Genomic DNA, 10,197 nt, shown 5'->3' with positions numbered 1-10,197 from the left:
ACAGGATCAGGTGACCGGCGCGCAGCGGGTCGCCGAACCGGGCGGCCTGCACGGCTAGCCAGCGCAGCGCCTCGAGCGGGTCGCCGAGGCAGGCGGCGCCGGTGCCGGCCGAGCGCTCCTCGGCGTTGATCGTCAGCGACATCTCCACGTCGCGCGGCTCGAGCTCCGTCAACGGACGCCCGTCGGTGCCGACGACGAACAGCCCGCTGGAGGCGTTGTCGGCGACGGTGTCGGTGAACCCGATGGCCCACTTGTCGATGCGTGAGTCGACGATCTCGAGTGCCGGCAGCGCCACCTCGACCGCGGCGCGGACGGCGTCGATCGTGAGCTCGTCCTCGGGCAGGTCGAGGTCGCGTGCGAGCACGAATGCCACCTCGGCCTCGACCCGCGGCTGCAGCAGTGTGCGCATCGAGATGGGCTCGTCGTCGCCTCGCGGGGACACGTCCATGTCGTCGAGCAGGTAGCCGAAGTCCGGCTGGTCGACGCCGAGCTGGTCCTGCACCGCCTGGGACGTGGCGCCGATCTTGCGCCCCACCACGCGCGCTCCCCCGGCGATCCGGGCTTGCACGAGGCCCTGCTGCACGGCGTACGCCGCATCGAGGTCGTCGGTGCCGATGAGGTCGCGCACCGGCGCGCACGGGACGCCGGTGGCCTGGGCCTGGGAGAGTCGCTCGACTGCGGCCTCGATCGAGGTCGTGCTCGAGTGCTGGGAGGTCACGTGACCGATAGTAGAACCTGTTACAGTTTCTCGCCATGACGACCCCCCTGCCGAGCGCTCTGCCGGAGAGCGTCGACGTCATCGTGGTCGGTGCCGGAGGCGCTGGCATGGCCGCCGCCCTCGCGTCCGCGAGCCGCGGCCTCGACACGGTGCTGATCGAGAAGAGCGCCTACTTCGGCGGCTCGACCGCGCGCAGCGGCGGCGGCGTGTGGATCCCCGGCAACTACGCGCTCAAGGCGGCCGGCCAGGACGACCCACTGGAGAACGCCAAGCTCTACCTCGACTCGATCGTCGGCGACGTGGTGCCCAAGGTCCGCCGCGACACCTACCTCCAGCGTGGCGCCGAGGTCATGGACTTCATCCGCGAGAGGACGCCGCTGCGGTTCACGTGGGTCCCGCAGTATGCCGACTACCACCCCGAGGCACCGGGTGGGCGGGCCGCCGGCCGCTCGGCCGAGCCGATCCCGATGGACGCGCGCTTCCTCGGCGACGAGCTCGCGCGGCTGCACCCGCAGTACACCAAGGCGCCGGCCAACATGATCGTCACGCAGGCGGACTTCCGGAAGATCAGCCTGGGGCTGCGCACGATCCGCGGCCCGCTGACGATGGCCAAGGTGCTGTTCAAGCGGCTCGTCAGCCTGGTGCGCGGCCAGAAGATGTACGCGATGGGCAACGCGATCGCGATCGGTCTGCGCAAGGGCCTGATGGACGCCGGCGTGCCGGTGCACTACGAGACCGAGCTGCGGGACCTGGTGCTCGAGGACGGCCGGGTCGTCGGCGTCCGCGTGCTGCGCGACGGCACCGAGCAGGTCGTCCGCGCCCGCCGCGGCGTGATCCTCGGCAGCGGCGGGTTCGAGAAGAACCTCGAGATGCGCGAGAAGTACCAGCCCAGGCCGACCTCGGTCGACTGGACGACGGGCTCGCAGTTCAACACCGGCGGCGGCGTGCTCGCCGGCATCGCCGCCGGCGCGCAGACCGACCTCATGGACGATGCCTGGTGGGGCCCGACGATCCCGCTGCCGTCCGGACCGTGGTTCTGCCTGGCCGAGCGCAACCTGCCCGGCTCGATCATCGTCAACCAGGCCGGCGAGCGGTTCATGAACGAGGCGCTGCCGTACGTCGAGGCCGTCCACGAGATCTATCGGGGCGAGGCCACGGGCGTCGGTCACGTGCCGGCGTGGATGATCATCGACCAGCGCTACCGCAACCGCTACCTGTTCGCCGGGCTCTCCCCGCGCCAGCCGTTCCCGGGCCGGTGGTACAAGAACGGCACGGTCAAGAAGGCCGCCACCGTCGAGGAGCTCGCCCAGCAGATCGACGTGCCGCCGGACGCCCTGGCCGAGACGATCGCACGGTTCAACGGCTACGCGCGCAGCGGCGTCGACGAGGACTTCCACCGCGGCGAGAGCGCCTACGACAAGTACTACTCAGACCCCACGGTCAAGCCGAACCCCTCGCTGCACGTCATCGACCAGGCGCCGTTCTACGCCGTCAAGATCGTGCCCGGCGACCTCGGCACCAAGGGCGGGCTGGTCACCGACGAGCGGGCCAGGGTGCTGCGCCCGGACGGCTCGGTGATTCCGGGCCTCTACGCCGCCGGCAACGTCTCGTCGGCGGTCATGGGCCGCACCTACGCCGGCCCCGGCGCCACGATCGGCCCCGCCCTGACGTTCGGCTACCTCGCCGCCGAGGACATCGCACGGGAGAACGCCTGATGCCCATCGACCCCACCGTCGCGACCGGCGCCCACGTGAGCACCGTCGAGTTCTCGTGGACCGAGAGCGACGTGCTGCTCTACCAGCTGGCGCTCGGGGCGACCGATCTGACCTACACGCTCGAGGGCCCGGCGCTGCAGGTGCTGCCGTCGTTCGGGGTCGTCGCGCCGACCTTCCACATGACCGACCCGCCGCCGCTCGACCTCCCGGGGTGCGACATCAACCTCGCCCAGGTCGTGCACGGGTCGCAGTCGATCTCCGTGGCCGGGCCCGTGCCCACGTCGGGTTCGGCCACGGTCACCACCCGGATCAGCGAGGTCTGGGACAAGGGCAAGGCCGCGGTCATCTGGCAGGAAGGCGTCGCGACCGGCCCGGACGGCGAGGAGCTGTGGACGACCCGCTCCTCGATCTTCGTCAAGGGCGAGGGCGGCTGGGGCGGCGACCGCGGCGGCGCGGCACCGGTCGAGATCCCGGACCGCTCCCCCGACGCGGACACGACGTACGACGTCCTCCCCCAGCAGGCCCTGCTCTACCGCCTCTGCGGCGACCGCAACCCGCTGCACGCCGACCCCGACTTCGCCAAGGCCGCCGGCTTCCCGGCGCCGATCCTGCACGGTCTGTGCTCCTACGGCATCGCCCTGCGCACGCTCACCGAGCAGCTGCTCGGCGGCGATGCCACCCGGATCGCCGGCTTCGGCGTGAAGTTCTCCGGCGTGTTGTTCCCGGGCGAGACGATGCGGGTGCGCGGGTGGCGCGAGGACGGCCGCATCGTCGGCTCCGCCACCGTCGCCGGGGGCGAGCGCGACGGCGCGCCCGTGCTCGGCGACGTGGTGCTGACGACCGCCTGACCAGCCGATGCCGGCTCAGAAGGGCTTGCGCGCCACCACGTAGAGCCGCTCGGTGGTCTCGTCCCGCCCCGGGTGCGGGCCACGGAGGTACCACTCGACGTCGACCAGCCCGGCCGCGCGCACGACCTCGACGACCGACGCGGGGTCGTGCAGCACGAAGTCCAGGTCGACGGCCTGGTCGAACCACTCGTCGACGTGACGCACCTCCGCACCGGCGTGCAGCGCGAGGACGAGCCAGCCCTCCGCGTCCAGCGGCCTCGCGAGGGCGGCGATCGCGGCGGGCAGCTCGGAGCCGCCGAGGTGGATCAGGGAGTACCACGCCAGCACCGCCTGCCACCCGGGGCCGGTCGTGGGTCGCATGAGCCGCCGCAGGTCGCCGACCTCGTAGCTGCCGTCGGGGAACCGGTTCCGCGCCTCGGCGACCATCGCCGGCGACAGGTCCAGGCCGAGCGCGTCCGCGCCGGCGTCCGCGAGGTACGCCGTGACGTGGCCGGGTCCGCAGCCCACCTCGACCACGGGCCCGCCGGCCGCGTGCGCCGCCACGCGGTCGAGCAGCCAGCTCTCGAACGGCAGGTCGGTGAGCTCGTTGAACAGCCGCTCGGAGTAGGTCGCCGCCACGGCGTCGTACGCCGCGCGCACCCGGGCGTCTCGGGCCTCGGATCCCTCGGCGAGCACCACGTCGCGGTCCACGTTCGGCGCGGCGGCGACCGCCGGTGCCGCCGCCGGCTCGCCCAGGAGGTGCACCCAGCGCAGGTCGTGCTGGCCCGGCTGGCGCGGCAGCTCGCGGACCAGGCCGCGCTCGGCCATCCGCGTGAGCAGCCGCTCGACATCCGCGCGGTCGGGGAAGCGGTGCAGTCTCTCGGTGCGGGTGCGCAGCTCGCCGGGGGCCTGCGGGCCGCGCAGCAGCAGCACCGTGAGCAGCGCCCGCTCGTCGTCACCGAGGCCGAGCACCTCGTCGAGCACCTGGTGGTACTTCAGCGTGCGCCGGCCCTTGTCCGACCACACGATCCGCACCAGCCCGCGCTCCTTGAGCCGCTTGGCGGTGTGCTCGACCGTGTGCTCGTCGTAGTCCACGACGGGGTCGCGGCTGCTGGACTGGTTGCAGGCGGTGCGCAGCGAGTTCAGCGTCAGCGGGTAGGAGTCGGGCACGGTGCGCTGCTTCTCCAGCAGGCTGCCCAGCACCCGCTGTTCCTCGGCGTCGAGCTCGGGGAGCCCGGGGAGATCGGTCACGCGTCAGACGTTACCGAGGCCGTCACGAGCGGCAGGTAGACGTCGTCCACGATCGAGAGCAGCACCTCGTCGGGGACCGGTCCCAGCCGCATGATCGCCTCGTGGCGGAACAGGTCGGACGCCACCGAGAGCACTCGCGGCGTCAACCGCGCGGGGTCGATCTCGCCGCGCTCCGCAGCCCGTTGCACGATGGTCTCGAGCCCCGCGGGACCGCCGTCCAGCAGCAGGCGGCGCAGGTCGTACGGCGTGGTCCCGGTCTCCTGGAAGTAGCCGCCGAGGTAGACGATCACCAGGGCCATCAGGCCGACTCGGGTCCTGTTGGTCTCCCGCATCAGCGCCAGGAGGTCCTCGCGGAGGCTTCCCGTGTCGGGAGGGTCGGTCCGGTGCCGGCCGACCCACGACACCGCAGCCTCGGTGAGCTCCACCTTGGTCGCCCAGCGGCGGTAGACCACCGTCCGGCTGGTCCCTGCCCGCTGCGCGACCGCGTCGATGGTGAGCGCGCCGTATCCGTGCTCACTGAGCTCGGCCCAGGCCGCCTCGAGCAGCGCCTCCTCCAGCTCGGCACCCCGGCGTCGACGCTGCCCCTCCACAAGATCCATTTGCGTATCTTATCGCACGAGCCTATCGTCGACTCAAGACACACAGGTGTATCTAATCCGGGAGCCGACCCATGACACAGCACACCGCCCTCGCCGCCCCGCCCCCACCGCCCGACGCCACGCTCGACCCGGAGCTCCGGCGCACCGCGATCGCGATCGTGACGGGTGCGGTCGCGGTCATCCTCGACACCACGATCGTGAGCGTCGCGCTGCACGAGCTGGGCAGCGCGCTCGACGCGTCCGTCGACACGATCCAGTGGGTGAGCACGGCGTACCTGCTCGCGATGTTCGTGAGCATCCCCGTCGCCGGCTGGGCGCAGAGCCGGCTGGGCGGCAAGCGCCTGTGGCTGCTGGCGCTGACGGCGTTCCTGGTCGGGTCGGTGCTGTGCGCCTGCGCGTGGAACGTCGAGAGCCTGATCGCCTTCCGCGCCGTGCAGGGCCTGGGCGGCGGCGTGATGCTGCCCCTGATGACCACGATCATCATGCAGGCCGCCCACGGGCGCAGCCTCGGGCGGCTGATGGCCGCCGTGAGCCTTCCCGCCGCGCTCGGTCCGATCCTCGGGCCGGTGGTCGGCGGCCTGATCCTCGGCAGCCTCCCGTGGGAGTGGTTGTTCCTGGTCAACGTGCCGCTGTGCCTGACCGGTCTGGTGATGGCCGTCCGGATGCTCCCGGCCGACCGGCCCGGCGCCCCGGTGCCCCTCGACGTCACCGGTCTGCTCCTGGTCGGCCCCGGGGTCGTCGGCGTCATCTACGGCCTCTCCCAGGTCGCCGGCGACGGCGGGTTCGGCAGCGCGGACGTCCTCCTCCCCCTCCTCGCCGGCCTGGCCTTCCTGGCGGCGTTCACCGCCTGGGCGCTGAGCCGGCGCGAGCGCGCCCTCATCGACCTGCGGCTGCTCAAGCACCGGCCGCTGGCGACCTCGACGATGCTGCTGTTCCTCACCGGCGTCGTGCTGTACGGCGCGATGCTCCTGCTGCCGTTGTACTGGCAGGTGATGCGCGGTCACGACGCGCTCGACGCCGGCCTGCTGCTGATCCCCCAGGGAGTCGGGGCCCTGGCCTCGCGGAGCATCGCCGGCCGGCTCACCGACTCGATCGGCGGGCGCTGGGTGGCCGTCGCCGGGTTCGCGGTCCTGGCGGTTGCGACCGTGCCGTTCGCGTTCGCCGACGCGACCACGACGACCTGGTGGTTGCTGCTCGCACTGCTCGTGCGGGGGCTCGGGCTCGGCGCGGTCGTGATCCCGCTGATGACGCTCGCCTACGACGGCCTGGCGCGTGCGGAGATGCCCGACGCGAGCATCCTCATCCGCGTCGCCCAGCAGCTCGGCGGCTCCTTCGGGGTCGCCGTGCTCGCGGTCGTGCTCGCCGGGTCGGGCGGGTTCGAGGCGGCGTTCTGGTGGTCGATCGGCTTCACCGCGGTGGCCGTCGCGCTCGCGTTCCTCGTGCCGGCGAAGCCGGTCAGCGCGCCTGCGCCAACGTCGTGACCTGCCCGCGGTCGGGGTCCCACCGGCGCAGCTCGGTCAGCGTCAGCACGACGTCGTCGTGGCCGAGCACGTCGATGGCCCGCTGGACGTCGGCGCGATCGACCCGCCGGGCCAGCGTGACGTGCGGCAGCCAGCCGACGTGCTGGCGGTCCGGCACCTGCACGCGCACCGCGAGCACCCGGCGTACGACGTCGTCGTCGATGTCGACGGCCCGCGCGATCGTCAGGCGGTCACCGCCGAGCAGCAGCAGGCCGGCGGCCCGCGCCCGCACCGGCAGCAGCGAGCCCAGCCGGGCGTGGGCGACGTCGAGCGCGGCGTCCGGCAGCTCCGGCGCCGACACCACGGTCACGTGCGGTGCGTTGGTGCTGCCGGGGTGGTCGAGCTGGCTGGGCAGCCCGAGGTCGCGCAGGAGCTGCCAGTCGCGGCGTACGGCCTCCTGGCCCTCGTCGTCGGGGACCAGCTCGAGGGCGTGCAGCTTGGGCATGTGGACCATGGTCCCTGCTGCCCGGTGATCGTCGTCGTTAGGGTGCGGAGCATGGCGAAGGCGAAGAGGCGGCTGAGCGACGACCAGTACGAGGCCGAGCTGTTCCGGCTGCAGGCCGAGATGGTCAAGGTGCAGGAGTGGGTGCGCGCCGAGGGCAAGCGGCTGGTCGTGATCTTCGAGGGCCGCGACGCCGCGGGCAAGGGCGGCGCGATCAAGCGGATCACGCAGTACCTCAACCCCCGCGTCGCGCGGATCGCCGCCCTCCCCGCACCCGGCGAGCGGCAGCGCGGGCAGTGGTACTTCCAGCGCTACGTCGAGCACCTGCCGAGCCCCGGCGAGATCGTCTTGTTCGACCGCTCCTGGTACAACCGCGCGGGTGTCGAGCACGTCATGGGCTTCTGCACACCGGTCGAGCACCGCCGCTTCCTCCACCAGTGCCCGATCTTCGAGCGCCTGCTCGTGGAGGACGGCATCCTGCTGCGCAAGTACTGGTTCTCGGTGAGCGACGAGGAGCAGCACCGGCGTTTCCGCAGCCGGGTCGACGACCCGATGCGGCGCTGGAAGCTGTCGACGATGGACCTGGAGTCGATCACCCGCTGGGAGGACTACTCCCGCGCGAAGGACGACATGATGGTGCACACCGACATCCCCGAGGCGCCGTGGTACGTCGTGGAGGGCGACGTGAAGAAGGAGGCGCGGTTGAACATGATGGCCCACCTGCTCTCCACGTTGGACTACCACGACGTGCCGCTGCCGCCGATCGAGGTGCCCGAGCGGCCCGCGTCCACCGGCTACGTCCGCCCGCCCCGGGAGCACACGACGTACGTGCCCGACCACGTGGAGACACTGCTGTGACGCTCCTGTCCTAGACGGCCGCCGCCGGGGATACTCGCCCGCATGAGCCTCCTCGACAGCTGGACGCGCGGCGAGCACACGGCCGGCGGGACCACGCACCCGACGTACCGCAAGGGCTCCGGCCCCGGCGTCATCGTCATCCACGAGATCCCCGGCCTCACGCCGACGGTGATCGGGTACGCCGAGGAGCTGGTCGCGGCCGGCTACACCGTCGTGCTGCCGCACCTGTTCGGCACACCCGAGGCGCCGATGAGCGTCGGCGCGATCGCGAAGGTGCTCCCCAAGCTGTGCGTGAGCAAGGAGTTCACGACCATGGCGACCGGCCGGACCTCGCCGATCGCGGTCTGGCTGCGCGACCTGGCCCGCACCCTGCACGACGAGCTCGGCGGCCCGGGCGTCGGCGCGCTCGGCATGTGCTTCACCGGCGGGTTCGCGCTCGCGATGATGGTCGACCCCTCGGTCGCGGCACCGGTGCTCGCCCAGCCGTCGCTGCCGTTCCCGGTCGGCAAGGCGCGCGCCGCCGACGTCAACCTCTCCCCCGGCGACCTGGCCGCCGTCAAGGAGCGCGCCGCGGGCGGCTGTGAGGTGCTCGGCCTGCGCTATCGCGGCGACAGCGCCGTCGGCACCCGCTTCGAGACCCTCACCCGTGAGCTCGGCGACGCCTTCCTGCGCGTCGACCTCGAGGGCAAGGGCCACTCCACCCTCACCGAGCACCGCTCCGAGGAGGCCGTCGACCGCGTGTTGGAGTTCTTCGGCGACAAGCTCCGAGGCTGATGCCGTGGAGCTGAGCCGGCGCGAGGACGTCAACCGCCGCATGCTGCGGGCGCGCGACGAGATGGACCGACGCTACGCCGAGCCGCTCGACATCCCCACGCTGGCGGCGATCGCCCACCTCTCGGCCTCGCAGTTCGGGCGGGTGTTCAAGCAGGTGTACGGCGAGACACCGCACCGCTACCTCCAGCGCCGCCGGATCGAGCGCGCGATGACGCTGCTGCGCCAGACCGACCGGCCGATCACCGACATCGCCTGGGACACCGGGTTCGCCAGCCTCGGCACGTTCAGCTCCACGTTCAGCAGGATCGTCGGCCACTCACCGACCGAGTTCCGGGCGCGGCACGCACCGGTCGCCGTGCCGTCGTGCTTCATCGCGACCTGGACCCGTCCGCGCGACCCGGCGTAGCCGCGACAAGACAGTCGTTTCGGAGAAGCGGGCGCCGGCGTCAGCCCCCTAGCGTCCTCGTCATGACCAACAACCACATCACCAGCCTCCACATCCGCGCCGTCCCCGTGCTCGACCAGGACGAAGCGCTGGACTTCTACACCACCCACCTCGGTTTCGAGGTCCGCGACGACATCGACCTCGGCTTCATGCGCTGGCTCACCGTCGGCGTCCCGGGCCAGGACACCTCGATCCTGCTGGAGCTCGTCGGAGGCCCGCAGCACGACGAGGCCACGGCTGCCCAGGTGCGCGAGCTCGTCACCAAGGGCGCACTCGGGGGCGTCTTCCTGCTCAGCGACGACGTGCACGCGACGTACGCCGCCCTCACCGCGGCCGGCGTCGAGGTCACCCAGGAGCCCGTCGAGCAGCCCTACGGCACCGACTTCGGCATCCGCGACCCGTTCGGCAACCACGTGCGCATCTCCCAGCCGAACGCGGCGTCCCCGGCCGAGGTCAAGGACGCCTACGAGAACGCCTGAGCCGGTGGTGCTGCGGTCAGGCGGAGAGGATCAGCCCGCTGGTGGGGACGCCGGTGCCGGCGGTGACGACGAGGTGGTCGACGCCGTCGACCGGGTTGACCGAGGTGCCGCGGATCTGCCGGACGGCCTCGGCGATCCCGTTCATCCCGTGGATGTAGGCCTCGCCGAGCTGTCCGCCGTGGGTGTTGAGCGGGAACGTCCCGTCGACCTCGATCGCCCCGTCGGCGACGAACCCCGGCGCCTCTCCCCTGCCGCAGAACCCGAGCTCCTCCAGCTGCATGAGCACGTACGGCGTGAAGTGGTCGTAGAGGATGCCCATCCGCATGTCGCCGGGGCCCAGCCCCGACTGACGCCACAGCTCGCGGCCGACCACGCCCATCTCCGGGATGCCGATGTCGTCGCGGTAGTAGGACGTCATCACGAACTGGTCGGCGCCGCTGCCCTGTGCGGCCGCGCTGATGTACGCCGGCCTCTGCGCCAGGTCGCGCGCCCGCTCGGCCGAGGTGACGACGAGCGCGACCGCGCCGTCGGACTCCTGGCAGCAGTCGAGCAGGTGCAGCGGGTCGGCG

At 72.1% G+C, this 10,197-nt stretch carries 11 protein-coding genes and 1 pseudogene; 7 read left to right on the top strand and 5 right to left on the bottom strand.

Features of this window, described 5'->3' with window-relative positions; all coding sequences use genetic code 11:
* A partial coding sequence (locus tag Q0L15_RS05655; protein WP_296602853.1) for a fumarylacetoacetate hydrolase family protein occupies positions 1–718 on the bottom strand: 718 nt, incomplete at its 3' end.
* A gap of 35 nt (positions 719–753) precedes the next feature.
* Here Q0L15_RS05655 and kstD point away from each other — a divergent pair.
* Positions 754–2,433: a 3-oxosteroid 1-dehydrogenase gene (kstD, locus tag Q0L15_RS05650; RefSeq protein ID WP_296602852.1), complete on the top strand. Its 1,680-nt coding sequence runs from the start codon at positions 754–756 to the stop codon at positions 2,431–2,433.
* Complete coding sequence (locus tag Q0L15_RS05645) at positions 2,433–3,281, top strand: MaoC family dehydratase (RefSeq protein WP_296602850.1); 849 nt, start codon at positions 2,433–2,435, stop codon at positions 3,279–3,281. The genes kstD and Q0L15_RS05645 overlap by 1 nt, the downstream gene beginning before the upstream one ends.
* A gap of 15 nt (positions 3,282–3,296) precedes the next feature.
* On the opposite strand, the gene Q0L15_RS05640 is transcribed toward Q0L15_RS05645, so the two are convergent.
* Positions 3,297–4,511, bottom strand: coding sequence for a DUF480 domain-containing protein (locus Q0L15_RS05640; protein WP_296602849.1), 1,215 nt, complete (start codon positions 4,509–4,511; stop codon positions 3,297–3,299).
* Complete coding sequence (locus tag Q0L15_RS05635; protein WP_296602847.1) at positions 4,508–5,110, bottom strand: TetR/AcrR family transcriptional regulator; 603 nt, start codon at positions 5,108–5,110, stop codon at positions 4,508–4,510. The genes Q0L15_RS05640 and Q0L15_RS05635 overlap by 4 nt, the downstream gene beginning before the upstream one ends.
* A gap of 71 nt (positions 5,111–5,181) precedes the next feature.
* Between Q0L15_RS05635 and Q0L15_RS05630 the strand changes: the two genes are divergently transcribed.
* Positions 5,182–6,591 (top strand): MDR family MFS transporter, encoded by a 1,410-nt coding sequence (locus Q0L15_RS05630; protein ID WP_296602846.1) that lies wholly within the window; start codon positions 5,182–5,184, stop codon positions 6,589–6,591.
* On the opposite strand, the gene Q0L15_RS05625 is transcribed toward Q0L15_RS05630, so the two are convergent.
* On the bottom strand, positions 6,566–7,075 hold the full coding sequence (locus Q0L15_RS05625; RefSeq protein WP_296602845.1) for a hypothetical protein: 510 nt from the start codon (positions 7,073–7,075) through the stop codon (positions 6,566–6,568). The two genes, Q0L15_RS05630 and Q0L15_RS05625, sit on opposite strands and share 26 nt — an antisense overlap.
* A gap of 51 nt (positions 7,076–7,126) precedes the next feature.
* On the opposite strand from Q0L15_RS05625, the gene ppk2 reads away from it, so the two are divergent.
* From ppk2 to Q0L15_RS05605, 4 genes are all read left to right on the top strand, one after another.
* Positions 7,127–7,930 carry a polyphosphate kinase 2 gene (ppk2, locus tag Q0L15_RS05620; RefSeq protein WP_296602844.1) on the top strand — a complete coding sequence of 268 codons (804 nt, stop codon included), beginning with the start codon at positions 7,127–7,129 and terminating at the stop codon, positions 7,928–7,930.
* A gap of 42 nt (positions 7,931–7,972) precedes the next feature.
* Entirely contained in the window at positions 7,973–8,704 is a 732-nt protein-coding gene (locus Q0L15_RS05615) for a dienelactone hydrolase family protein (RefSeq protein WP_296602843.1), read from the top strand.
* A gap of 4 nt (positions 8,705–8,708) precedes the next feature.
* Complete coding sequence (locus tag Q0L15_RS05610) at positions 8,709–9,110, top strand: AraC family transcriptional regulator (protein ID WP_296602842.1); 402 nt, start codon at positions 8,709–8,711, stop codon at positions 9,108–9,110.
* A 62-nt stretch (positions 9,111–9,172) separates the two neighbouring features.
* A complete protein-coding gene (locus tag Q0L15_RS05605; RefSeq protein ID WP_296602841.1) occupies positions 9,173–9,628 on the top strand; it encodes a VOC family protein in 456 nt (151 codons plus the stop codon).
* Positions 9,629–9,644: 16 nt separating this feature from the next.
* Here the strand turns inward: Q0L15_RS05605 and Q0L15_RS05600 are convergent.
* Positions 9,645–10,197: pseudogene (locus Q0L15_RS05600) on the bottom strand (lipid-transfer protein); the annotation flags it as partial.

The sequence above is a fragment of the Nocardioides sp. genome, from assembly GCF_024509035.1.
GTDB lineage: Bacteria > Actinomycetota > Actinomycetes > Propionibacteriales > Nocardioidaceae > Nocardioides.
Note: the sequence above shows the minus strand (reverse complement) of the source record. Positions and strands in the feature narration are given on the sequence as shown.